Genomic DNA, 24,732 nt, shown 5'->3' with positions numbered 1-24,732 from the left:
TGCTCCGGCTTTATGTTTTATCAGGAGGCTCCAGTGGCAGCAAAATACTGATCACTGCGCCGCCGCTTTCGGCATTGCGGGCATTAATTTCCCCTCCATGATCGGTCATGATCTGGCGGCTGATGGCCAGCCCCAGGCCAGTGCCACTGGCGTGGCTGTTCAGGCGGCTGCTTTGAATAAACTTATCAAAAATTAAATCGAGCTCTGCTTCAGGAATACCGGGGCCGTGATCTCTGACACTTAAGCCGCTGGCCGCTCTGCCGTCACTGAGGCGGGCATCTTCAATAAAATGAATATCTATTTCAGTATGGTTGGGGCTGAATTTAATGGCATTTGAAAGTAAATTAATAATCACCTGAGTAATGCGTGCTTTATCAAAGAAAAGCATCAGCGGCGGGTTGCCGGCATCTAAATTAAGCTGAATATGCTTGCTGGCCAGCAAAGTAAGCAGCTCGGTTGAAGCGTGTTTTGTAATTGTTTTCAGATCGAAATTCATTTTTGAATAACGCATTTTATTGGCTTCAAGCCGCGACATATCTAAAAGATCATTCAGTAAAATAAGTAAGCGGTTGCCGCTGGAATGAATGCGCTCAAAATAACGGATTAAATTAGCGCTGTCGGCTGTACCTACTTTAGACAGGCCAATTTCAGAAAAAGACAGAATGGCATGCATGGGCGTGCGAAGCTCGTGCGACATATTGGCCAGAAAAATAGATTTAGCCATATTGGCTGCTTTTGCCGCTTCTTTCGCTTCTAAGAGATTACTTTCAACTTCTTTGAGTTTGGAAATATTAGTGAGAAAAGCAAAAGCATATTCTAAATGCTGGTGCTCATCATAAATACAGGCAGAATTGACTAAAAACGGACGCTGTTTGCCATCTGCGGCAGGAAGGCTGACTTCCTCCACATGATTGGATTGCATCTGCTGGCTGGATAAATGAGCCGGGAAGATGGAATTGGCGTGTTCCGGCCAAAGCTGCTCAGGTTGTTTGCCAATCAGCGTATTGCGATTTAGCCCCAGCTGTTGGCAAAAGGCCTGGTTGATATCAACAATGCGGCTTTTGCTGTCAATCAGAATAAAACCGTCGGCAGTGCCCTCGATAATCGTGCGTTTAAGTCGTTCTGATTGTCTGAGCGCCTGCGCTGCAATTCTGGATGCACTGACATCTTCAATCACGCAAATCAAGCCCTTGCTGATGTCACCAGCCACCATTTCTTTGGCGTAGACCATGGCCCAGAAGCTGGAGGTGTCTCTGCGGTAGAGCTCCATCTCGCCCCTGAATGTGCCTTTACTCTTAATGGCTTCACGGATGGGCTTGTTATAAGCCGTAAAGTGCTGGGCTGAGGCGTGCAGTATATCTGTTGGCATGTCGGTGATTTCTGCCGTGCTGTAGCCAAACAGCGCCTCAAAAGCAGGGTTGACCAGCCGTATCGTGCCTTTTACCGAGAGCATAATGGCCAGCGGGCTGGCATCCAGCACGGAGCGGATTTCCGCGGTGCGCTCCCAGACTAAATCTTGCAGGTGGTCGCGGTGCCGGCGCAGCTCGCGTTCGCTGTTTTGTTGCTCGGAAATATCACGCACCGTGGCGCAAAGATAGGCAACTTCAGCAAAAGTGATTTGGCTGAAGGTGATTTCAACCGGCAGCTGAGTATGTTGCAAGTTGATCTGGTGCGTGGTGTAAAGTAAGCGCTTTTCAACTGTAAGGGTGTTCCAGAATTCTTGCCACTGGGCTTGATTGATTTGCGGGAAAATATCAAAGAAACGTAATTTGAGCAGCTCGTCCTCACTGTAGCCGGTACTGGCTGAAGTGGCACGGTTGGCATAGCAAATCTGGCCGGAATAATCGGCCCAGAGAATAATATCCGGGGCTTCATCCACGGTGAATTGGGTGAGATGCAATCTTTCTTCGATGCTTTCCACTCGTCTGATTTGCTTTAACAGCAAATAGAGCAGGCAGGAAATAATCAGCACAAAGCTTAAACCCGCCAGGGCACGGGTAATAAGATCGCTCATAAAGCGATCCAGCAGGGTGTTGCGGTCGGTGGAAATCAGAATAATCAGTGGCAGAATACTCTGGCTGGTGTGAAACGCAGTCAGCAGCTGGGTGTTGTTCTGGGTGCTTGGGTAAACGCTGGAGCCTTGCAGGCGGCGCTGCTCGAACAGCAGCGGGTCTATATCCCTTAAATTACGGCCAATCTGGGCTTCATCAAAAGGGTAGCTTAGTAAAATCACGCCATCGCTGCGCAGTAAATGAACATGGCTGCCTGGCGCTAACTTGAGCGATTGATAAAACTGAATAAAATACTGAGGCTCTACGCCCGCTAAAATTACGCCACCAAACTCGTTATTATTTTTTTTGATGCGCTGTGTCACGGGGATCAGCCATTTTCCATCTGTGCGGCTCAGGATTGGGTTGCCAATGAGCGGCCGGCTGTCCTGAAACTGGCGGTGATAGAGAAAATAACTCCGGTCCGCCAGACTAACATGCCGGGTAGGGTATTCCAGCCCGTGGCTCTGGATCAGCCCCTTGCTGTCGATGGTGATGATGGCCCGTACCTGCGGGGTAAGCTTTACCTTATCTTGTAATACCTTATGGGTTTGCAGCTCATTGGCTTGATCCACTCCGCCATACTGATTGAGATTTTCCACGATATTTTGCATGGATTGCTCAACCGAAACAAAAGAGCGTGTGGCGTGCTCATCCAGTGAGCGTGCCAGAGACAGGCTGCTGCGTTCTGCCTCTTTGATGGTGGCCTGGTAGTCATGCAAGGACATGATGACCAGCGCAACGGTAGTGACAATGGCTAAAATGGCGTACAGCAGGATCAGGCCACCACGCAGTAGCTTGAGGGATGTAGCCGAGCCCGTGGGGCGCAGTGATCGTGCGAAAAACCGGTTCATAGTTCAGTGGTTTGGGATGGATGCATTGAAATTGGGCCTGGCAAAGAAAATGCGCGGATTGCCGGGCAAAGGATAAGCCGGCTGTTGCTGAGCCGGCTTATCCTTTTTGATCACTTAATCAGACATACTATAGTGTATTGCATCAGCCATTTTGCGCTGCAGCAATACGCTATTTATAAAAGACAACTTAAGCTTTTGCTTCCAGCTCTTCCCATTTAGTCATCTTTTCGAGAATTAGCCCGTCCAGCTCTTCGATGCGCAATTGCATTTCTCGGGCCTGCTTGGGCCCGTTGCGATAAATGCTGGCGTCGAGTAATTGCTGCTGGATATCCAGTTTCTCGGCTTCAAGCGCATTAATTTGCAGTGGCAGCTGCTCCAAAAGGCGGGCGTCATTAAATGAAAGCTTTTTCTTCGCTTTGGCAGGCTCAGCCGTTTTGCTTTGTGGTGCTGAGCTGGCTTTGGGTGGGGCAGCAACAACAGGCGCATTGCTGGCCATCCGTGCTTTGGCTTCCATCCAGTCTGCGTATCCGCCGGCGTTTTCAATCAGTACACCATTGCCTTCAAAGGCAATCACCTGAGTGACCACATTATCCAGGAAGGCCCGGTCGTGGCTGACCAGGAACACCGTGCCGGAATAATTAGAAAGCAGTTCTTCCAGCAGCTCTAAGGTGTCGATATCCAGATCGTTGGTTGGCTCGTCCAGTACCAGAACATTGGCCGGGCGGGTAAACAAACGGGCCAGTAGCAGGCGGTTACGCTCACCACCGGATAAAGAGCTGACCGGGCTGCGGGCGCGTGCTGGCGCAAACAAAAACTCTTCCAGATAGCTGATAACGTGTTTACGCTGATTGCCAATTTCGATGTAATCATTGCCCTGGCTGATGGTATCGATCACCGTGGCGTTTTCATCCAGCTGTTCGCGGAACTGATCAAAGTAGGCTACTTGTAAGTTGGTGCCCAGTTTAACTTCACCGCTGTCAGGCTGTAATTCACCCAAAATCATTTTAAGCAGCGTGGTTTTACCCGCGCCATTTGGCCCGACCAAGCCGATACGATCGCCACGAATCAGACGGGTGCTGTAGTTGCCTACAAGTGTTCTGCCGTTATAACCCTTGGTGACGTTTTCCAGCTCGGCCACCAGCTTGCCTGATTTATCGCCTGAATCCACATTAAAGCTGACATTGCCTACGCGTTCGCGGCGCTGGCTGCGCTCGATGCGTAAGGCTTCCAGCCGGCGCACTCGGCCTTCATTACGGGTGCGGCGCGCCTTAATCCCCTGGCGGATCCATACTTCTTCCTGGGCGAGCACTTTATCGAATTTCTTATTGGTAAATTCTTCCTGCTCGATCAGTTCTTGTTTTTTTGTTTCATAAGTTTTGAAATTACCCGGGAAGCTGGTCAGATTGCCGCGATCAAGTTCGATGATGCGGGTGGCAATATTGTCGAGGAAGCGGCGATCGTGGGTAATAAACAACACGCTGCCCGCAAAGTTTTTGAGCAGCTCTTCCAGCCATTCAATCGCGCTGACATCCAGGTGATTGGTTGGCTCGTCCAGTAATAAAAGCTGTGGTTCAGAGACCAAAGCACGGGCCAGCGCCACGCGTTTTTTCCAGCCGCCTGATAAAGCGCCAATTTTTGTTTCTGCAGGCAGATCAAGGTGCGACATAATCGAGGCAATCAGCGAATCAAGCCGCCAGCCATCCTGCGCTTCTAAATCGTGCTGTAAATCCATCAGATGGGTTAAGCTTTCTTCGCTGTCATCTAATGTTTGCAGTGCTGCGTGATAGTCAATCAGCGTCTGGCGCACCGCACCCAGGCCTTCGGCCACGGCTTCATAAACGGTGTGTTCCATATCAAATACAGGCTCTTGCGAAACAAAAGCCATCTTCGCGCCCGTTTCCAGGCGGATAACGCCGTCGTCCAGCTTGTTGACGCCTGCGACGGTTTTAAGAAGGGATGATTTACCTGCACCATTGCGGCCGATCAGACCAACGCGTTCACCAGCATCAAGAATAAAGCTGGCTCCGTCTAAAAGCGGAACGTGGCCATAGGCGAGGTGAGCGTTTTCTACAATTAAAATGGGCATTTGGTACCTTGAAGCAGGGGTTTTGCTTATTTGAATGTTTGAATATAGAGGGCAGATTGTGCGCCTTTGCCTTTAGCCAGAACGCGCTGAGGCAGAGTGTGCATTGATTTGCCAACAAAAAATCTTAGTGGCGATTATACGGCCAGATGGCCTTAGCCGATACCTGCAGTGTTGGAACTATTGATTTCCACCATTAGAATGGGGTGGGCCAGGTGGCTTATTTACCCTGCCTGCAGCGTGATCACTCAGGCTCAGCGCCGTAAATGACGGGATGCTGCCATCCTGTTTCAGCCGCAATAAGCGTCATAAAGCAAACTCGGAAACCGCGAATGATACGATTCTTGATGCTCTGTTTGTGTTTGACTGGCCCAGTTTGGGCAAAGCCCGTAGCGAGTGTAAAAAGCACGCACCCAGCATTAAGTAAACCCTCCCAGCTCGCTGCAACCGGCGCTGATTTTGACCCGGAACACCCGCCAGAAAGGCTGAGAGTTTTGGTGGCACTGGGGCCTTCTACTTTTTTTATTAAAAATGGCCGTCAGTATGGTGTGGAATACAGCATGCTGAACGAGTTTGAAAAATTTCTGAACCAGGGGCGGAGCAAGGGGCAGCCGCCGCTGCGTTTGCAATTTATTCCTGTTGATGCCGGTGAGCTTATTCCCGCGCTCAGGGCCGGGCGAGGGGATATTGCTGCAGGGCTGATGCCGGTGACGGAAGGGGCAAAGCAATTAGTCGCATTTTCTGCCCCTTATTTGCAAGATCGCTGGTGTACGGTGTCGGCAGCAGAAGAGGGCCACAGTCTTACGATTCCATCCAGCAGCTATGCCCAGCGGCTTTTAGGTGATTTTAATGAGGCAAGACGCAAGGCCGGAAGTGCGGAGTTTGAGGCAGAAAACGCCGCGCCAGGTGTAAACAGTGAAATGCTGCTCGCTGAAATTAATAAAAACGCAGATAAAACCACCATGGCCAGCAGTTTTGTTCTGGGTTTATGGAGTAAAACGCTGAGCAAACTAAAAAGTCATAGCTGTACAGAAGAAAAAGTCCCTGTGGCGTGGGCGGTGCGTAAAGACGACAGTGCTTTGCTGGCCACTTTAAATCGCTTTGCAGAGAAATCAGGCGTTGCCGAGCGGGCTGTGACGGCTACGCGGCGCTATCTGGAAATCAGTGGCAAAGTGCAAAGCGCCAGTCAGCTGGGGTCTTTGGATAAGCTGGCTTTTTTTGCACCTGTTTTTCAAATTGTGGCCGCGGCCAATAATTTAGACTGGCTGCTGCTTGCTGCTATCGGGCAGAAAGAAACAGGTTTGAATTCGGTCATACGTAAAAAAGGCCCGACCGGCATTATGCAAATTAACCCCAGCACCGCCCGTAATATGGGGGTGACGAATCCCCATGATGCTGAAGGCAATGTCACGGCGGCCGCGCGTTATCTGGGGCATTTGCGTGATTTCTTTAATAACCCTGGCATTAATGACGAGGATCAGCTTTATTTTATGATTGCCGCCTACAACGCAGGTGAAGGGCGTGTACAGCAATTGCGTAATCAGGCGGCGGCTCAGGGCCTGGATCGCAACCGCTGGCTGGGGAATGTAGAAAAAGTAGCTTTAAAGTCGGTCAGTAAAGGCATGGTGGATTATGTGTCTGCAGTGAGCCGTTATTATATTGCCTACCAGGCGGCGGAAAAAACACGCAAACGGCACGAAGGCGCGTCAGCGGCGGCCGAGCTTAAATAAAGATATGTTGCCGCAGTACCCAGACATTGAATCACGCCGCTCTGAAGATCACAGAGCAAAATGAGGCGTTATCCGCTTTTATCCGTACAGGCCGTGTGTGCGTTTAGCGCATAAATGATTGTTTTTATATTGGTTCTCTTCCCTTGGGTGAGCAGGGCTGAGCGGTACGGGGTTTAAGGCGGGTTAATGCACGCAAAGAGACTGGCCAATCTGTTAATCTTTGGGCCGCTTTGCATCCTGGTCTTGTTTTTTTGCATTCTGATCCTCGCTTTTTGCAATTGATCGCAGCGCTGTTTCGCCTTGGAATGGCTTTGTTTAAAGTGACATTACTCCAACTTTGCAAGAGAATGTCATGAAAGCCTTAATGTTAATTGCTACCGCATTGATGATTTCTACTCCTGTTTTTGCTGCGCCTGTTTCAAAAGATGCAGTGATTATTAAATTGCCAAGAATAGAGGTTGTTGGGAAGCGCCACGATGTAATCAATAAAGCGCCAGTCAAACTGGCCGCACTTGATGCGTCAATTGCAAACGATGCAGTCATTATTAAATTGCCGAGAATAGAGGTTATTGGAAAGCGCCGCGATGTAATCCATAAAGCGTCAGTAAAACTGGCGGTATCAGATGTAAAATGTGCAAAAGACGCCGTGATTATTAAATTGCCGCGAATCGAAGTGCTTGCAAAGCGGGAACGCGCTCCGGTATTGCCATCTATGATTGTGGCTGCAGAGCAGGGCGAAGGGGTTTTTTTCAATACTGTAATGCCGTCTATGGCAATCGTAAAAAAGATTAATCTCTTCATGCCTTATGGCGTTTAATGCGCTTTAACAGACAGACTGATTTATACGCCATGATGGATTTTTAGAGTGATTGCCCTGGTTGAGTCCTTAGTGATGATTTATTAATGTGTTTAAAATAAATAAAGTAAATAAAGATCAGCGCGCTTTAAATGCTAATATAATGAAAATATTTATTTAAACGAAGGAATACATGTTTATGAAGATAATATTTTCTATTGCACTGGCCGCTGTGTTGTTATTGAACGTGGCTCATGCTGAAAACAAACCCGCCATTCAAATGGACACTTTGCTTAAAAGCAGCCAGTCATGGGATGGAAAAAAATATGATTCTTATCCATCCGGCCCGCCTGAGCTGACTGTTTTGAAAATAACAATCCCTCCCAATACCACGATGGCATGGCACAAACATTCCATGCCCAATGTAGCCTATGTTGTTTCTGGCTCATTAACGGTTGAAAAGAAAGTGGGCGGTGAAAAGAAAATTATTACATCCGGGCAGGTATTGCCAGAAATGGTCGGTGAATACCATCGCGGAATAACGGGCAAAGAGCCTGTTGAGCTGATTGTTTCCTATGCAGGCTCGGTTGGCATGCCTTTGTCTGAGCCAGAGAATAATGAGAATAAAGACCTTCATTAGTATTTGCTATTGATTGGGAGCCGCGTGCAATATTGTGAATTAGCAGATAATGCTAACGCGGCCTGTTTATCAGAATTGCTTGCTGATGATATTTATCCATTCAGAGTAATATGTTGTTGGTTTTTTTGCCTAAGACGACAGAGATAGCAGCGATGGGATGATTATTCCGCGTTCAGGGTAAAAGCCAGATCCCTTTGTGGAAAGTATTTTGCATGGTAAAAAATATTTTCTGCTACGCAAGTTACTGCTCATATGAAGTAAATCCATCTGAGGTTTTTTGTGACCCCTGTTTTCTTAAGCTAATCAGAAAATGAGTCAGGCAGAGCATGGTTATATAATTAATTGATATGGGTATTTAGCTGAAATTAAGTCTTGGGCATGATCGGCTTATATAAAAAAGGCAGCATATGAATGAAGAAAATATTCAAATAATCAAAGCACGTTTTTATGAAGTGCTTGATTTTTTTAAAAAAATCTTTGACCGGCTCGCTGTGTGGGTGATTCAGCTGAGCTGGGGTAAGTTTATCTTTTTAATGATTTTGTCTTTGATTATGGGCGGCGCGATTGAAGATGGGGTTAATAGCTTAAGAAATGCAGAATATGCTGCTACTTTGCCGCCTCCCCCTGTACCACCCGCCAATAAAAATGCGGACCAGCAGCAGGCAGAGCAAGAAAAAGCCGATGCAGAAAAAGAGCTGGCAGATGAAAAAAAAGCAGGTCACGATAAAGAGAAAATAAAGAAAAAATTGCACGATAAAATTGCCGGATTGAATGTGATTCAGGATAGTGACTTATCTTCAGAGGATAAGAATGAATTGATTAATGCGGTGAGCGAGTATTTGCTGACTCTTGAAGAAAATTCACCGTCCTCTACCAGGATATCGACTAATATTTCTTTGAATAACTGGGTGTTTCTTTTTATCATGATGCTGCTGGGCATCAAGGTATTAATGGGCGGTAAAAAACGTGCCGAAGCGCTGGCCAGAGAAGCACAAAAAGAATCAGAAAGAGAGGCATTATTAAGGCAGGTGGCCGAGGCCAAAATACAAATGATGCAAGCGCAAATTGAGCCGCACTTTTTATTTAATACCCTGGCGTCTGTTGAATATTTAATTGAAACGGATCCGCCGCGTGCTTCCGCCATGCAGCGCAGCCTGATTCAGTATTTACGTCAGGTATTACCGCAAATCAGGGATCATGCCTCTGGTAATCATTTGGGCCGCGAGGCCGATATGGTGGCTGCGTATTTAGAGCTGTTAAAAATGCGCATGGAAGAGCGCCTGGAATTTAATATTCATATTCCTGAAGGCTTACGCTCAGCGGCTTTTCCGCCGATGATTTTGCAAACGCTGGTTGAAAATGCAATTAAACATGGATTAGAGCCTAAAACAGAAGGCGGCAGCCTGAGTGTTTATGCAGAAGTTGCTCATCAGAAATTAAGAATCAGCGTGATTGATAATGGCCTTGGTTTCGGTATGGCAAAAAGCAGTGGCACAGGTTTGGGTTTGCAGAATATTCGTGAGCGGCTGGCTTTGTTATATAAAGGGAACAGCTTGTTTTCAATTACAGAAAATAAACCAACCGGCGTGTGTATTACGATTGAAGTGCCTTATACTCTGGCAATATAAATGTGCCCATTTTTTAAAGGATTGCCATGCCTACAGCACTGATTGCTGACGACGAGCGTTTAATGCGTGATCAGTTAAAGTTACGTCTTTCTCAGGTCTGGCCAGAATTAGAAATCATTGCCGAAGCTAAAAATGGCGAAGAAGCGATTAGCCAGACATTAGCGCACCGGCCGGATTTTGCTTTTTTAGATATCCGCATGCCTGGCCTTACTGGTTTAGAAGCGGCGCAGGCTATTTCTCAATTTACCCATATTGTTTTTGTAACCGCCTACGATCAATACGCGGTAGAAGCATTTGAGCACGGTGCGATTGATTATGTATTAAAGCCAGCGGACCCGGAGCGTTTGGCTTTAACCGCAGAGCGTTTAAAAAAACGCCTCGCCAGCCCGCCCAATGATATGCAAGCCTTAATTGCCCGGATTGCTCAGCAAGTCACCCAAAAGCCCGCGTATTTGCAATGGATACAGGCATCAATGGGGCAGGAATTGCGTTTGATTCCGGTTGAAGAAGTTTTGTTTTTTCAATCCGATGAAAAATACACACGGGTGCAGACAAAAAATTATGAGGCTTTAATCAGAAAGCCCGTGCGTGATTTATTAGAAGAGCTCAATCCTGATCTCTTTTGGCAAATTCACCGCGCAACGCTGGTAAACAGTAAGGCGATTGAAGGCGTGGTTAAAGATATTCGCGGGCGCTTACTGGTGAAAGTGAGCGGCCTGAGCGAAAAGCTGGAAGTCAGCCGCAGCTTTACGCATTTATTTAAGCAAATGTAAATCTACCACTGGCAGCCGCTGTCGCTTACTGCATCGGCCACTAAGGGCACGATTGCGAGCAGACCCAATCCTGAGTACGCTTTTTTACAATCAGGCCGGTTGGCTTTATCCAGTGATTTGGCCAGCTCGCTGCGCGGTGTTTCTGCCTGTGGTTTTAGCCCGGGGACAATGGATTGCGCTTTAGCGGCAGAGCTGTTTTCTTTGGGAATGGATAAATCGAGTCTGGCAGCGGGGGTAATCGCTTGGTGAATGGCGTTACCACTCTCAGTAATGGGAGGAATCTCCAAAATATTGGACTTTGTTTCATGTGTTGAAACTGGCCCTGTTTTGGGCCTTGTTTTTTGCTTGGATGTTTGTTGTTGATGCTCTGCCGCAGGTGGCGGGGGCGGGCTTACCGGCTGCGTCCGGGGCATTTCATGAGCAGGTAAGAAAATTTGTAAGCCCGGGCGTCTTGTCTGACTGGCCGGTTTTTTGGCCTGATAAAAAAGATAAACACTAAGGTGCATCAGTAGTGCCAATGCAAGGCCGATGGGCAGGGTGTGGTTTTTCATGAGATGCAGATAAAAACGGGGGGCATTTTATGCTGTCCTGTCGCCACATGATAGGGTGCTGCCGGGGCGCTTAGTCTAAATGGAATACGTTTCGTTTTTCTATGGGCTTATTTACTTGTTTTTGAATCAACTGGCCCTGAGGGGCCAGAGGTATACGCCAATCCGTTTTCGGTTGGGTATCAGCGATCTGGTTGTTTGCATTCAAAGAAGGCCAGAGCTCGCAAGGCGTGCAGGCTTGCCTTCTTTCGGAAAATAATCAGATACTTTCTAAGCAATGGCTAAATTGCACACTATTCTTATTCAAGATGTAATACCACTCGGTGGTACTTATCGGGCTTAGGAGTGGGTATGTGTAAGTATTTGCTTAAGGCCCTGTGCGGGCTGCTTATGCTTATCAATTGCAGCTTTGCTGCGGGCAGATATACTTTTTCTGTGGTCCCTCAGTTTGGCCCTGATCGTTTACATCAGGAATGGCAGCCTGTCTTGCAGCGTATTTCGCACGATACAGGCATAGTGCTTGAGCTGAAGCTTGCCGCTGGCTATACGCAGTTTGATGCGGCTATAAACAATGGCAGTGCTGACTTTGCCTATGTTAATCCCTACCAGGCGCTGCGTGCCCGGCCCCGGCAGGGTTATATCCCCCTGTTAAAAGACAGCAAGCCTTTAGTCGGGATATTACTTGCACGTAAAGACAGCAGGTTTAAGTCTGCCAAAGATTTAAACGGTCAGACCATTGCTTTTCCGGCGCCTAATGCCTTTGGCGCTTCTATTTTGCTTCGCGCTCACTTAAGCGGGCGTATGGGATTGCAATTTACTCCGCGATATCTGGGCACTCATTCCAATGTTTTTTTGCACCTGGCGCGAAACGAGGTGGCGGCTGGCGGAAGCGTGCTCGCCGCGTTTGATGACGAGCGGCCTGAGATACGCGGGCAGCTGCATATTATTTATCAGATGCCGGAAGTCGCTTCGCACCCGATTGTGGCCCACCCCCGTGTGCCTTTAAAAGATCGCAATGCCATTGCACAGGCCTTTATGGCTTTGGCCCAGGATGAGGCAGGGCGTGCTTTGCTGAAGGAAATTCGTTTTTCTAACCCAGTGCAGGCTCTTTATGAAAAAGACTACTTGCCTTTAGACGCTTTAAAGCTTCAGAAATATGATGCAGAAGAGAAAAACTAGATGGATGCGCCCCTGATTCCTTCTTCGTCGCACACATGGTGGCACGCCATATACAGGGCTTTGCCGCGCAGCCTTTCACGGCAGATTATGCTGCTTACCTCGATTTGCCTTGTGGTATCGCTGCTGGGTTACGGGGCTTATACGGCAAGCAGGCAAACCCATTTGCTTCGCACCACCGTAATGAACAATATGGCCGCTTTGGCTCAGAATCTTGCCACCGTGGATGCTCAGTTTTTGCTGGTAGAAGACTGGGTGAGCATTGAAGCGATCTCGATGCAAACCGCCACAACCCCCGGTATTTTTTTGGTGCAGGTGAGTAATCCGGAAGGAAAACTGCTGAGTGAAGTGGTGTTTGAACATGGGCGCAGCGTGCCTTATTTTGGCCATGAGCGTTTGCATCCTCCCCGGCAGGTGCGGCCCTTTACTCAGTCTGAAGAGGTGAATACAGCGCTCAGCCTTCATCGTTTGGCCAGCAAGCAAACCATGTCGGCCTGGCACCCGGTTATGGCGGGCAGCCATGTGGGCTGGGTCAGGGTGAGCTATAGCACCGATGGTTTAAATCAGCAGGTGATCGCCATATGGACACAGGCGCTGCTGATTATTGCGCTGGCGATCACCGTGACGCTGGTTTTACTTAAATGCCTGCTTGGGCCGCCCATCCGGGCCTTACAACAGGCCACCCGGTTTGCCACCGGTCTGGATCATGCTCTTGGGGCCAAATTTCAGGTATCAGGCGAGTCTTCAGAAATCCAGGCTTTAGGTGAGGCGCTTAATCATGTTTCAGCGCGCTTATTAACGCAAAACAGCGAATTAAATCACCAAAAATTTGCACTTGATCAGCATGCTATTGTCAGCATTACGGATTTAAATGGCCTGATTGTGTATGCCAACGATTTGTTTTGTGAGATTTCTGTGTATTCCAGGGAAGAATTACTGGGGCAGAGTCATCGTATTCTTAATTCAGAATTTCACCCGCCTGCTTTTTTTGCTTCGCTTTGGTCTGCAATTAGCCGCGGGCAGGTTTGGCATGGTGAAATTAAAAATAAAAACAAATTGGGGCAGTTTTATTGGGTAAATGCCACCATTGTGCCCCTGATGGGAATTAATGCAGTAGCTGAGCAATATATTTCTATATGTACTGATATCACTGAAATTAAAAATTATGAATTATCTTTGCAGGCTGCAAAAGCGAGGGCAGAGGCGGCAACGGTGGCAAAAAGCCAGTTTTTAGCCAATATGAGCCATGAAATTCGCACACCAATGAATGCGATTCTGGGCATGCTTAAATTATTGCAAAATACCGAATTAAGCGACAGGCAGCTCGATTACACCACTAAAACCGAAGGTGCGGCGCAGTCTTTATTAGGGCTGCTGAATGATATTCTGGATTTTTCTAAAATGGAAGCCGGGAAAATGGAGCTGGATCCGCAGCCGTTTCGTTTAGACAGGCTGCTGCGGGATTTATCCGTTATTTTATCGGCCAATACAGGTGCAAAACCCATTGAGGTATTATTCGATATTGATTCATCCATGCCCAAAGCCCTGGTTGGTGATGTGCTGAGGCTGCGGCAAATTCTGATTAATCTTGCGGGCAATGCCATTAAATTTACTGAAACGGGCGAAGTCATTATTCAAATAAAACTGCTTGGCCAGATTGAAGATCAAATCTCCTTGCGTATTTCAGTTAAAGATAGCGGTATTGGCATTACAGCCGAAAATCAAAGACATATCTTTGAAGGATTTACTCAGGCCGAATCATCTACTACGCGGCGCTTTGGCGGGACGGGGCTGGGTTTATCTATTTCCAGGCGATTGGTTGAAATGATGGGTGGCAGCCTGATGCTGGAAAGCGAGGCAGGGAAGGGCAGCACCTTTTACTTTGAAATCATACTGCCTGCCGTGGATGCTTTAGCAGAAGAGGCAGACCGCTCAAGTTTTGTGGGGGGGCTTAATCATTTGCATGTTTTGGTGGTGGATGATAATGAAACCGCCTGCGGGCTGATGGTGGATATGGCCCGCTCCTGGGGCTGGCAGGTGGATGTGGCCCGGAGCGGGCAAGAGGCGATTGCTAAAGTGGAGGCGTGCCAGACTTTGGCTCAGGGGGGCTATCAGGCTATTTTTGTGGATTGGCATATGCCGGATATGGATGGCTGGGAAACCATTTTACGGATCAGAAAAATCCTGCTGACCACGGATACTCCTGTCATTGTGATGGTGACAACGCATGGCCGGGAGTTGCTGGCTCAGCGCAGCAGCGAAGAGCAGGCCGCCCTGAATAGCTTTTTGGTGAAGCCTGTGACGGCTTCGATGCTGTTTGATGCGGTGGCCGATGCGCGGGCAGGCCTGGGTAATCTGCGCAACAGGCCCCGCCTGCCGGGAATAAAGCCTTGCCGTCTGATCGGGCTGCATCTGTTGGTGGTTGAAGACAATTTAATGAATCAGCAGGTGGCGCAAGAACTGCTCAGCGCAGAAGGCGCGCATGTAGAGCTGGCTGCAAACGGGAAGGCGGGCATTGATGCGATTGTTCAAGCCGCCCGCCCTTTTGATGCGGTGCTGATGGATGTGCAAATGCCCGTGATGGACGGCTATACTGCTACGCACATTATCCGGCATGGTTTGGGTATGGCCACCTTGCCCGTGATTGCCATGACGGCCAATGCCATGGATTCAGATCGTGAGGCTTGCCTTGCTGCAGGGATGAATGATCATATTGGCAAGCCCTTTGATTTGATGCATCTTATTCAGATTGTGCAAAGCCAGGTCAGGCAAACCCGGCATCAGCCAGTTTTATGCAGCGAAGTCATCAGCGTGCCGGATGACGCGAAATTTCCGGCCAAAGATGAGCTTGATCTCACCGGTGCTTTAGAGCGGCTGGGAAATAACAGCGGCTTATATGGGCGTGTTTTACAGTCTTTTTTGTCAGAAGTCAGCGAAGTGCCAGATCAGCTGGATGCTTTTTTACGGGCAGGAAAAAGAGAAGAAGCCCGCCGTTTAATGCATACCTTAAAGGGGCTTGCCGCTACAGCCGGGGCCGGTTATTTAGCGGCGGTTGCTCAACAAACAGAGGATGAACTGAAAACTGCGACTGCGGAGCACGATGCGCTTTGTGAGGCACTGAGGGACGCCGTGCTGTCCAGTATCCGTCTGATTGAGCCGCTTGCTCTGAGCTATACCCAGGCCATGCCAGCAGAGGGGGTGCCGGATACCTCGCAGTTGCTGGCAGATATTAAAGAATTACATAGTCTGCTAAAAGGTTCGGATTTATTAGCCTTTGATGTGCATGCCCGGCTGCAAAAAAAATACGCTCGTACAGCCGATCCCGAGCTTAAAGCCTTGTACGAGGCGATGGGGGCATTTGATTTTATGCGGGGGCAAAAACAGTGTGAAACACTTTTAGAAAAATACGGCGAATTCCAATAAGCTGATTTAAATGATGATCCGGCCGCCGCTATAAAAATGCAGGCTGACTGAATTGTTTTGCTGAAGGGGAAATCCGGGCTCAGCACAAAATTCCCCGCATAATCATCGTCATTACAGTGAGGCGCAATCCCTGGCCAGGCCATTTTAAGCCATCAACAGGGGCATGCACTAATGCGCATGAATTGCCTGTAACAGCTCCGCCTCTAATGCACGGGATGCGTGCTGATCTTTGAGTAATTCACCGCTGATTAAGAAATTATCTTCTGCCCGCTCGCCCAAAGTCATAATTTTTGCCGATTGAATTTCAATCCGGTTATTCGCCAGCACGCGGGCAATGGTAGAGAGCAGGCCGGTTCTGTCCCCTGCGGCAATGGAGAGCACATGATATTTGCCGCGCTCATCTGCACGTATCATCACATGGGGCTGAATGGGGAAATGCTTTAACTGGCGGGAAATACGCGATTTTTGCACCGTGGCCAGCGGCAGGCCTTTTTCTAATTGCTGGCTAAGTTCAAACTCGATATAGCCAATTAAATCACGGTAATTGTCTACCCGGTTATCGGGGATATAAATATAGAAACTATCTAAGGCATAGCCATTTTGCGTGGTGTGGATATGCGCATCAAAAATGGTATAGCCAGCGCGCTCAAAAAAACTGCAGATTTGTGCAAATAAATCATTTTTGTCCTGGCTGTACACCATGACTTGCAAGCCTTCGCCTGATTCTGAAAGCCGTGCTCGCACCACCGGTTTAAGGGTGTTTATGCGGGAAAACAGCATGCGGGTATGCCATGCAATTTCTTTGGCATCGTGGCGTAAGAAATACACGGTATCGAGCACTTTCCAGAATTCTTCGTGTGCTTCCTGACGCAGGCCATGCAGGCGGATCAGCCGCAGCGCCTCATCCTTGCGCTCTTCCAGCCAGGAGCGGCTGCTGCTGTCCTGGCTGCTGAACAGGCGCTGGGTGGCTTTAAATAAATCTTCAAGCAGCTTGGCCTTCCATGCATTCCATACCTTGGGGCTGGTGCCGCGGATATCGGCTACTGTCAGCAGGTAAATGGCGGTGAGCTTGCGCTGATCCCCCACCCAGGTGGCAAAGGCCTGAATGGTTTCGGGATCATATACATCCTGTTTTTGCGCCACGGCCGACATGGTGAGGTGATGCTCTACCAGCCAGGTGATCAACTGGGCATCCTCATTAGAAAGCGGCATGCTGGCGCACCACTTAGCCGCAATCTCTTTGCCTAATAAGGAATGATCGCCGCCACGCCCCTTGCCAATATCATGAAACAGCGCCGCCAGATATAAAACTTCTGGCCGATCAAATTCTGCCAATAGGCGTGAACACATTGGGTATTCATGGGTAAAGGCATTGACTGCAAAGCGCCGTACATTACGCAATACCATTAAGGTGTGTTCATCCACGGTATAAACATGAAATAAATCATGCTGCATACGCCCAACAATCTGCCCGAATTCCGGAATAAACCGGCCTAATACGCCGTATTGATTCATGCGGCGTAATACACGGGTTAAGCCGCGTGGTTCGCGGAAAATATCAATAAAGCGCTGCTGATTAATTGGATTGCGCCGGAAATCATCATCAATACTGGATCTGGCATGCCAAAGTGCCCTGAGCGTGGCAGGGCTGATTTCCTTTGCATCGCGGATGCTTTCCAGTTGCCAGAATAATTCCAAAATGGCTGAAGGCTGGCGTTCAAATACATCGGGAGCGGTGATTTCAATGGCTGAGCCACGTAATTGAAATGATTCATTAATCGGTCGGGTCTCTATCCCAACCTGCGAAAAAATACGTGCTTTCAGGGCTGCTAATAATAAAGGCGTAAGCTGGCTGATAATGCGGGCAGAGCGGTAATAGGTGGCCATCAGCGCTTCACTGGCGCGCAGGCGGATCGAGCCTTTTTCACTGTCTGCAAATTTAAAATCGCTGGCGAGCGTGTGCTGGTAATCAAATAAAATACGATCCTCACGGCGCTTTGCCCGCCAGTGCAATTGAATGCGATAGGCGCGTAATACCCGCTCGGCGTTTTCTAATTTAATAATTTCTTCATCGGTCAGCATTTTAAGCTGCGCCAGGGCATGCCAGTCGCGGCCTAAACCCTGGCTGGCGGCAATCCAGCCAATTAAATGTAAATCGCGCAAGCCACCCGGCGCTTCTTTGATATTAGGCTCCAGATTGTAGGTCGCGTTTTGAAAGCGGCCATAGCGTGCCTGCTGCTCTAATAATTTGGCCTCAAAGAACTCCTTGGTATCAATATAGCGATGCACTGTGTCATAAAATTCTTTAAAGCGCTCAGGATCTCCAACCAACAGCCGCGCTTCTAAAATAGCTGTTTGCACGGTGATATCTTTTTCCGCCTCGTGCATGCAATCGGCCGTGGTGCGTACCGAATGGCCCACCTCCAGACCAATATCCCACAGCTCGCCCACAAAAACTTCCAGCTTTTCTAAAAGGGCTGGCGAGGGCAGATCGGGCAATAAAATCAATAAATCCACATCAGAATAAGGAAACAGCTCCCCGCGCCCATAGCCGCCAACGGCCACCAGCAGCACCTCATCAATAAACTGATGCCTGCCCCACAGCTCGCTTAAAGTGCGATCGGTGAGCTGCGTCAGCTCCGCCAGAATCGGCAAGGCTTCGCTTGGGGTATCAAAGCGTTGGTGTAAGGCAGCTTTATCAGCCGCATAAGAAGCCCGGATGGCACTGACAGGACGCATAACTCAGCCAAATATAAGGTGGTGCTGTAGTTTATAGGAGAAAGGGGCGGGGAGTGGCGGTGGATAGGGTAGTTGTGCGTAAGTAAGTTTTATGGTGCTACATCTTTAGAGGTCTTTGCGCCGTCAGTTTATTTAAACAGATCAGTACGATGCATTGAATCGTAATGAATTCAGGCGGTTTTCCGCCGTTTAATATTGCCTGATTCTGTAGTTTCGCCATCATTGGTGTCAGTGGAATAGTCAGTATCACGTCGTTTTTTCTTTGTAAGCAAGGGCTTGCAATGTAGTTGGCCTGTGTCAGCCTGCTGGCAAGCTAATTGCTAAATAGCTAAGGGAAGCCTGTCAGGCTGTCTGCCCTTACCTTTAGCTACGGAGTTGCAATGAAGAAACTTACTTTGATCGCATCGCTGGCCATGACTTCTTTTTCTGCCTATGCCGCAGAAGATGTGATTCGTCTGGGTAATCTCAAATTCGCCCATTACGGCGCGGTCTCATATATCAAGGAAATCGCGCCTAAGTGCGGGATTAAGGTAGAGGAGAGGATGTTTGCCAAGGGGCTGGATATTATGCCGGCCATTATTGCGGGCGAGATTGATGTGGCGGCCAGTGCGGCAGATGCGGCCATTGCCGGGCGGGCAGGCGGCGTGCCGGTGTATGCGGTGGCGGGCTTTGCTAAAGGTGGCATCAGGATTGTGGTGCAGCCGGGCTCAGCCATTAAAACCGTGGCCGATTTTAAAGGCAAATCGGTAGGGGTGGCACGCGGCGGGGCACAAGAGCTGGCGCTGTTGGCGGAGCTGGCCAAGGCGAATCTGAGCTGGTCAGAAAAACCGGGCAAGGATGTCAAAATTGTTTACCTGCCGTTTGCGGATTTAAACCAGGCGCTGATGCAAAAGCAGATTGATGCCATGTCGCAATCTGAGCCGCAGGCTTCGCAAGCGATTAATAAGGGCTTTGGCGTGGAATTGCTCAAACCTTATGAAACGCCGATGGGCGAGCCGATTCGCACGCTGGTGATGAGCGAAAAGCTTTACAACACGAATCGCCCGCTGGCTGAAAAGTTTATGAAGTGCTTTGTGCAAGCCACCAAAGCCTTTATGGATGATCCTAAACTCGCCGAAAACTATGTACGCAGCAATATGTTTAAAGGCCAGATTACGGTGGATGATTATCAGGATGCCATCGCTAATTCGCCGTTTTATTACAATCTGAGCGTTGAGCATATGCAGATCACTACCGATTTTATGGCCAAATATGGCGTGGGCAAAATGGTGAAGCCGCCAGTGGCCAAAGAGTGGGTGAAGCTGGATCTGCTCGATCAGGCTAAGAAATCTTTAAACGTGAAATAAGGGCAATCCGATGAATAAAACATTATTCACCCGGGCCGTAACGGGGCTTTGGCTGCCCGTGGCCCTGATTGCGCTTTGGCAGGCTGCAGCAATGGCAGGCTGGCTAAACCCGCAGATTTTGCCTTCCCCATGGCAGGTGGTGCTGCGCTGGTATGCGTATTTATTGCCAATGGAGGCCTATGACGCCAGCCAGAGCAGCTATGCCGCCTGGTTGTTTTCAGGCGAGATGATTCACGATGCCATCGGCACGCTGTATCGGGTAATTGTGGGCTTTGCGATTGGTGCGGCGCTGGCTTTGCCGCTGGGGCTGCTTATGGGGGCCAGCCCGCGGGTGTATGGCTGGTTTAATCCGATGATTCAGGTTTTGCGGCCAATTCCACCGATTGCTTATATCCCGCTCTCTATTTTGTGGTTTGGTTTGGGCAATGCACCGGCGATTTTCCTGATTGTGATTGGGGCGTTTTTTCCTGTATTGATGAATACCATTGCCGGGGTGCGTCAGGTGGATTCTATTTATCTGCGTGCGGCGCGCAATTTAGGCGCGAGCCAAAGCACCTTGTTCCTGAAAGTGATCTTACCGGCGGCCACGCCGTATATTCTGGCCGGTGCGCGTATCGGGGTGGGTACGGCGTTTATTGTGGTGATCGTTTCAGAAATGATTGCGGTGAATAATGGGCTGGGCTTCAGAATTCTGGAAGCGCGTGAGTATTTTTGGTCAGACAAAATCATTGCGGGTATGCTGACGATCGGCTTACTTGGCCTTGCAATTGATATGGCAATGAATAAACTCAATAACCACTTGTTGCGCTGGCACCGCGGCCTGGAGCATTAATCATGACAGCACAAATCAAAATAGCGCGGGTGAATAAAGTTTTTAAAACGCCAGGTGACGATGTGGTGGCTTTGCGGGATATCAGTCTTGAGATCCCTAATGGGCAGTTTGTTTGCCTGCTGGGGCCTTCGGGCTGTGGCAAATCAACCCTGCTTAATGCGGTGGCCGGGTTTTCTCATCCAACGAGCGGCAGCATCACCGTGGATGGCGCGCAGATTAAAGACACCGGGCCAGATCGCGGCATGGTGTTTCAGGAATACGCGCTGTTCCCATGGATGACGGTTGAGCAAAATATTGCCTTTGGCCTGGCCATCCAAAAAATGCCGCAGGAACAGATTGATAGCAAAGTGGCTGAGCTGCTGGAAACACTGAAGCTGATGGAGTTTCGCAAGCGCTTTCCTAAGGATTTGTCTGGCGGGATGCGTCAGCGTGTGGCCATTGCGCGTATTTTGGCGCTTAATTCGCCGATTATGCTGATGGACGAGCCCTTTGGCGCACTGGATGCGCTTACCCGCCGCAGCCTGCAGGATGAGCTGCTTAAAATCTGGCAGGAGCATAAAAAAACAATTCTGTTTGTCACCCACAGCATTGAGGAGTCGATCTATCTGGCCGATCGCATCATTGTTCTCACTTACCGCCCGGGCACGGTGAAGCGCGATGTGCTGGTGGATATTCCAAGGCCGCGCGACCCCAGCTCGGCTGAATTTAACGCGCTTAAACGTGAGCTTGGTGCACTGGTGATGGAAGAGCAGCAGCGCCATCAGCAGGCCGAGCTGTGCGGCTTGAGCTCTGATTAAAGATGCTTAAACCAGCGCGATACTTTTGGATATTGGCGACACTTTGTCTGGCGGGCAGCCTGTTGTGGCTGGCTGCCAGCTGGAGTGAGCGCAGCGCGCTGGCGCAACTGCGCTCGGCTGGTCAGCATCGCCTTGATGTTTACACCGGCAGCTTGCGTAATGCGGTGGAGCGTTATACGTGGCTGCCCTTTGTTTTATCCAGCCAGCGTGATTTGGCCGATTTACTCCGCGCGCCGCAGGATGCGGTGCAATTAGAGCGGGTGAATCGCTATTTAAAGGCGGTGAACGATGCGGCTCAGGCATCGGCGATTTATGTTTTAAATGCTGAAGGCTTGGCGCTGGCCTCCAGTAATTGGGACACCCCGCAGAGCTATATCGGCAATAACTATGCGTTTCGCCCCTATTATCAGCAAGCCCGCCTGGGATATGCAGGGCGCTTTTATGGCGTGGGCTTTACTACGCAACAGCCCGGTTATTTTTTATCTTATCCAATCAGAGATGGTGAGCGGGTGCTGGGTGTAGTGGTAGCCAAAGTCAGTCTCGACGCGCTGGAAAGTAATTGGCGCGTAACCGGCGAGCGCATGCTGGTGAGTGATAAAGATGGTATTGCTTTTTTAGCCACCGATCCGGCTTGGAAGTGGCATACGCTGGCCCCATTGCCCGGCTATACGCTGCGATACATTAAAGAGAGCCGCCAGTATGGGCGCAATATTTTCCCCGAGCTGGGTTTGCTGAAGCAGCAGCGCTTGGATAGCAACACTCAATTGGCGCGCTTTAAAGCAGGCCGTGATCAGGCCGATGTGCTGGTGCAAACCGCCAAAGTGCCTGATCTGGGCTGGCAAATGGTGTTGTTTACGGACCTCACCCCCATCCGGCAGGGCGTGAGCCGTGTTTTGCTGGGCACCAGCCTGGGCTTATTGGCATTGCTGGCATGGTATTTATTCTGGCGGCAAAGGCGGCGGCGCATCCGCGATAATCTGCGCGCCAGCCAGGCACTCAAACAAGCCCATGATCAGCTGGAACAAAAAGTGGCTGCCCGCACCGATGATTTGCTGGGGGCAAATACCCAGCTGCAACGCGAAATAGCCGAGCGTATACGTACCGAGCTTGATCTGCGTGCAGCGCAAAATGAGCTGGTGCAAGCAGGCAAAATGGCCGTGCTGGGGCAGATGGCAGCGGGTGTGACGCATGAGCTTAACCAGCCACTGACGGCCATGCGCGCCCTGGCCGACAACGCCAGGTTGTTCCTTGAGCGCGGAAATATCACTGAGGTAGCGGGCAATCTGTTGCATATCAGCCAGCTGACAGAGCGCATGGGCAAGATCACCGGCCAGCTGCGCTCTTTTGCCCGAAAAAGCGATAATCGCGCCGAGCCGGTACTGCTGAAGCAATCCATTGCCAATGCGCTGCTGTTGCTGGAGCAACGCCTGCGCCAGCAAAGAGTGGCGTTAAATATCAAGCAGCCCGATCAGCTTTGGGTACTGTGCAATGCGGTGCGGCTGGAGCAAGTACTGATTAATTTGCTCAGAAACGCGCTGGATGCGGTAAGGAATCAGCCCGATGCCAGCATTACGCTGGCGGTGCAACAGACGGAGGACAAAGTAAAAATAAGCGTACTTGATAATGGCCCCGGCATTGCCGCAGAGCCGTTATCCAGCGTGTTTGACCCCTTTTTTACCACCAAGGGCGACGCCGAAGGGCTGGGCTTGGGCCTGGCAATTTCGCTATCGATTGTGCGTGATTTTGGCGGCAATTTGCAGGCCAGTAATCGCCCTGAAGGCGGGGCTTGTTTTGAGCTGGAGTTACTTGCAGCCTGTCGGGCTTAAGACTGATCTGCTGCGTTGGCCATATTTCACGTATTTTTTCTTTGAATAGCGGGCTGTTCGCCTCAAAAATCCGGGAAATCACCGGTCTTTTCCTTGTTACGATCGCTTAAGCCCGGCAGGCTGCCAGCGCCACAGGAGCTGCAATGAAAGTGCTATTGATCGACGATGAAGCAATGATCCGCCATGCTGGCAGCCAAACACTTGAGCTGGCAGGCTTTGCGGTGGAAACCTTTGCCGATGCCGAATCGGCCTTGCCGCTTTTGCAAACCGATTTTGCTGGCGTGGTGGTGTGCGATGTGTGCTTGCCGGGATTGGATGGTTTGCAGCTCTTGGCTAAAAGTGTGCAGCGGGATGCCGAGCTGCCCGTGGTGCTGATTACCGGCCATGGCGATGTGGCGATGGCGGTGCAGGCGATGCGGGATGGTGCTTATGATTTTATTGAAAAGCCTTTTGCATCTGAACAATTAATTGAGGTGGTGCGGCGGGCAGAGGAAAAACGCAAGCTGGTACTGGAAAACCGCCAATTGCGGCGTGAACTGGAGCGCAGATCCGGCATAGAAGGGCGCTTGTTGGGGCGTGGTGCAGGCATAGAGCAATTGCGCCGCCGCATTATGAATGTCGCCGATACCGACGCCGATGTGCTGATCATGGGCGAAACCGGCACGGGTAAAGAGCTGGTGGCGCGTTGCCTGCATGAGCACAGCCATCGGGCGGCGCATCCCTTTGTAGCACTAAATTGCGGCGCGCTGCCCGAGCAATTGTTTGAAAGCGAAATCTTTGGCCATGAAGCGGGCGCGTTTACTGGCGCAAGCAAGCTGCGGATCGGCAAAATTGAATACGCCAATGGTGGCACGCTGTTTCTGGACGAGCTGGAAAGTATGCCGCTGATGCTGCAGGTGAAACTGCTGCGAGTCTTGCAAGAGCGGCAGTTGGAGCGTCTTGGTGGCAATGTCAGCATCCCTGTGAATTGCCGGGTGATTGCCGCCAGCAAAAGTGATTTAAAGCTGTTGAGCGATCAGCAGCAGTTTCGGCTGGATCTTTACTACCGCTTGAATGTAGCCACGCTGAATCTGCAGCCCCTGCGGGAGCGGCGCGAAGATATCCCGCTATTATTTGAGCATTTTGTGCTGCAAGCTGCACTGCGCTATCACCGCCCTGCACCGATTATCGCGCCAGGGCAGATGCGGGAGCTGATGCTGCAAAGCTGGCCAGGCAATGTGCGCGAGCTGCGCAATGTGGCCGATCGATTTGTGCTGGCGCTGCTGGATGATATGCCCGCCAGTGAAGCCGCGCTTGATTTACCTTCGCTGGTGGAGCGCTTCGAAAAAAATCTGATTGAAGATGCACTGCTGCGCGCCGGAGGCCAAATTACCGCCGCCAGCCTGTCTCTCGGCCTACCGCGTAAAACGCTGTATGACAAAGTGAAGAAATATCATTTGGGGGTAGATCCATTGCTCTAAATGGCAGGGTGATATAAAGAAATATATATTTTA

16 protein-coding genes are annotated in these 24,732 nt (G+C 49.9%); 12 read left to right on the top strand and 4 right to left on the bottom strand.

Annotated features, from left to right (window positions below):
• Positions 1-10 precede the first annotated feature (10 nt).
• Positions 11-2,902 carry a PAS domain S-box protein gene (locus tag HA050_RS05935; protein WP_166823317.1) on the bottom strand — a complete coding sequence of 964 codons (2,892 nt, stop codon included), beginning with the start codon at positions 2,900-2,902 and terminating at the stop codon, positions 11-13.
• A gap of 187 nt (positions 2,903-3,089) precedes the next feature.
• Positions 3,090-4,988, bottom strand: a complete 1,899-nt coding sequence (locus HA050_RS05930) for an ATP-binding cassette domain-containing protein (RefSeq protein WP_166823314.1) — start codon at positions 4,986-4,988, stop codon at positions 3,090-3,092.
• A gap of 359 nt (positions 4,989-5,347) precedes the next feature.
• On the opposite strand from HA050_RS05930, the gene HA050_RS05925 reads away from it, so the two are divergent.
• The 5 genes from HA050_RS05925 (at position 5,348) to HA050_RS05905 (ending at position 10,552) form a co-directional block, all read left to right on the top strand.
• Complete coding sequence (locus HA050_RS05925) at positions 5,348-6,715, top strand: MltF family protein (protein ID WP_166823311.1); 1,368 nt, start codon at positions 5,348-5,350, stop codon at positions 6,713-6,715.
• Positions 6,716-7,067: 352 nt separating this feature from the next.
• Positions 7,068-7,532 carry a hypothetical protein gene (locus HA050_RS05920; protein ID WP_166823308.1) on the top strand — a complete coding sequence of 155 codons (465 nt, stop codon included), beginning with the start codon at positions 7,068-7,070 and terminating at the stop codon, positions 7,530-7,532.
• Between the two features lie 178 nt (positions 7,533-7,710).
• The gene (locus HA050_RS05915; RefSeq protein ID WP_205836306.1) at positions 7,711-8,151 is read left to right on the top strand and encodes a cupin domain-containing protein; all 441 of its coding nucleotides are present in this window, start codon (positions 7,711-7,713) and stop codon (positions 8,149-8,151) included.
• A gap of 407 nt (positions 8,152-8,558) precedes the next feature.
• Entirely contained in the window at positions 8,559-9,779 is a 1,221-nt protein-coding gene (locus HA050_RS05910) for a sensor histidine kinase (protein ID WP_166823302.1), read from the top strand.
• 26 nt (positions 9,780-9,805) lie between these two features.
• Positions 9,806-10,552, top strand: a complete 747-nt coding sequence (locus HA050_RS05905) for a LytR/AlgR family response regulator transcription factor (RefSeq protein WP_166823299.1) — start codon at positions 9,806-9,808, stop codon at positions 10,550-10,552.
• 2 nt (positions 10,553-10,554) lie between these two features.
• Here HA050_RS05905 and HA050_RS05900 read toward each other — a convergent pair whose 3' ends face one another.
• Positions 10,555-11,103: a hypothetical protein gene (locus HA050_RS05900; protein WP_166822130.1), complete on the bottom strand. Its 549-nt coding sequence runs from the start codon at positions 11,101-11,103 to the stop codon at positions 10,555-10,557.
• 387 nt (positions 11,104-11,490) lie between these two features.
• Between HA050_RS05900 and HA050_RS05895 the strand changes: the two genes are divergently transcribed.
• Positions 11,491-12,279: a phosphate/phosphite/phosphonate ABC transporter substrate-binding protein gene (locus tag HA050_RS05895; RefSeq protein WP_166823296.1), complete on the top strand. Its 789-nt coding sequence runs from the start codon at positions 11,491-11,493 to the stop codon at positions 12,277-12,279.
• Positions 12,280-15,699, top strand: coding sequence for a PAS domain-containing hybrid sensor histidine kinase/response regulator (locus HA050_RS05890; RefSeq protein ID WP_166823292.1), 3,420 nt, complete (start codon positions 12,280-12,282; stop codon positions 15,697-15,699).
• Between the two features lie 168 nt (positions 15,700-15,867).
• On the opposite strand, the gene HA050_RS05885 is transcribed toward HA050_RS05890, so the two are convergent.
• Positions 15,868-18,438, bottom strand: a complete 2,571-nt coding sequence (locus tag HA050_RS05885) for a [protein-PII] uridylyltransferase (RefSeq protein ID WP_166823289.1) — start codon at positions 18,436-18,438, stop codon at positions 15,868-15,870.
• A 380-nt stretch (positions 18,439-18,818) separates the two neighbouring features.
• Between HA050_RS05885 and HA050_RS05880 the strand changes: the two genes are divergently transcribed.
• From HA050_RS05880 to HA050_RS05860, 5 genes are all read left to right on the top strand, one after another.
• Positions 18,819-19,784, top strand: a complete 966-nt coding sequence (locus HA050_RS05880) for an ABC transporter substrate-binding protein (RefSeq protein WP_166823286.1) — start codon at positions 18,819-18,821, stop codon at positions 19,782-19,784.
• A 10-nt stretch (positions 19,785-19,794) separates the two neighbouring features.
• Complete coding sequence (locus HA050_RS05875) at positions 19,795-20,616, top strand: ABC transporter permease (RefSeq protein ID WP_166823283.1); 822 nt, start codon at positions 19,795-19,797, stop codon at positions 20,614-20,616.
• Positions 20,617-20,618: 2 nt separating this feature from the next.
• The gene (locus HA050_RS05870) at positions 20,619-21,413 is read left to right on the top strand and encodes an ABC transporter ATP-binding protein (RefSeq protein ID WP_166823281.1); all 795 of its coding nucleotides are present in this window, start codon (positions 20,619-20,621) and stop codon (positions 21,411-21,413) included.
• 2 nt (positions 21,414-21,415) lie between these two features.
• On the top strand, positions 21,416-23,239 hold the full coding sequence (locus HA050_RS05865; protein ID WP_166823278.1) for an ATP-binding protein: 1,824 nt from the start codon (positions 21,416-21,418) through the stop codon (positions 23,237-23,239).
• A 143-nt stretch (positions 23,240-23,382) separates the two neighbouring features.
• Positions 23,383-24,699 (top strand): sigma-54-dependent transcriptional regulator, encoded by a 1,317-nt coding sequence (locus HA050_RS05860; RefSeq protein ID WP_166823276.1) that lies wholly within the window; start codon positions 23,383-23,385, stop codon positions 24,697-24,699.
• Positions 24,700-24,732: the final 33 nt, after the last annotated feature.

The organism is Iodobacter violaceini (genome assembly GCF_011601265.1).
Taxonomy (GTDB): Bacteria; Pseudomonadota; Gammaproteobacteria; order Burkholderiales; family Chitinibacteraceae; genus Iodobacter; species Iodobacter violaceini.
The sequence above is the reverse complement of the archived record's forward strand: the minus strand, read 5'-3'. Positions and strand labels throughout refer to the sequence as shown.

Excerpts from the sequence above, each read along its gene's own strand:
- HA050_RS05910 (WP_166823302.1), top strand. The coding sequence starts at position 8,559 with ATGAATGAAGAAAATATTCAAATAATCAAAGCACGTTTTTATGAAGTG.
- HA050_RS05930 (WP_166823314.1), bottom strand. The coding sequence starts at position 4,988 with ATGCCCATTTTAATTGTAGAAAACGCTCACCTCGCCTATGGCCACGTT.
- HA050_RS05875 (WP_166823283.1), top strand. The coding sequence starts at position 19,795 with ATGAATAAAACATTATTCACCCGGGCCGTAACGGGGCTTTGGCTGCCC.
- HA050_RS05920 (WP_166823308.1), top strand. The coding sequence starts at position 7,068 with ATGAAAGCCTTAATGTTAATTGCTACCGCATTGATGATTTCTACTCCT.
- HA050_RS05870 (WP_166823281.1), top strand. The coding sequence starts at position 20,619 with ATGACAGCACAAATCAAAATAGCGCGGGTGAATAAAGTTTTTAAAACG.
- HA050_RS05865 (WP_166823278.1), top strand. The coding sequence starts at position 21,416 with ATGCTTAAACCAGCGCGATACTTTTGGATATTGGCGACACTTTGTCTG.
- HA050_RS05890 (WP_166823292.1), top strand. The coding sequence starts at position 12,280 with ATGGATGCGCCCCTGATTCCTTCTTCGTCGCACACATGGTGGCACGCC.
- HA050_RS05915 (WP_205836306.1), top strand. The coding sequence starts at position 7,711 with ATGAAGATAATATTTTCTATTGCACTGGCCGCTGTGTTGTTATTGAAC.
- HA050_RS05900 (WP_166822130.1), bottom strand. The coding sequence starts at position 11,103 with ATGAAAAACCACACCCTGCCCATCGGCCTTGCATTGGCACTACTGATG.
- HA050_RS05935 (WP_166823317.1), bottom strand. The coding sequence starts at position 2,902 with ATGAACCGGTTTTTCGCACGATCACTGCGCCCCACGGGCTCGGCTACA.
- HA050_RS05860 (WP_166823276.1), top strand. The coding sequence starts at position 23,383 with ATGAAAGTGCTATTGATCGACGATGAAGCAATGATCCGCCATGCTGGC.
- HA050_RS05880 (WP_166823286.1), top strand. The coding sequence starts at position 18,819 with ATGAAGAAACTTACTTTGATCGCATCGCTGGCCATGACTTCTTTTTCT.
- HA050_RS05905 (WP_166823299.1), top strand. The coding sequence starts at position 9,806 with ATGCCTACAGCACTGATTGCTGACGACGAGCGTTTAATGCGTGATCAG.
- HA050_RS05885 (WP_166823289.1), bottom strand. The coding sequence starts at position 18,438 with ATGCGTCCTGTCAGTGCCATCCGGGCTTCTTATGCGGCTGATAAAGCT.
- HA050_RS05895 (WP_166823296.1), top strand. The coding sequence starts at position 11,491 with ATGCTTATCAATTGCAGCTTTGCTGCGGGCAGATATACTTTTTCTGTG.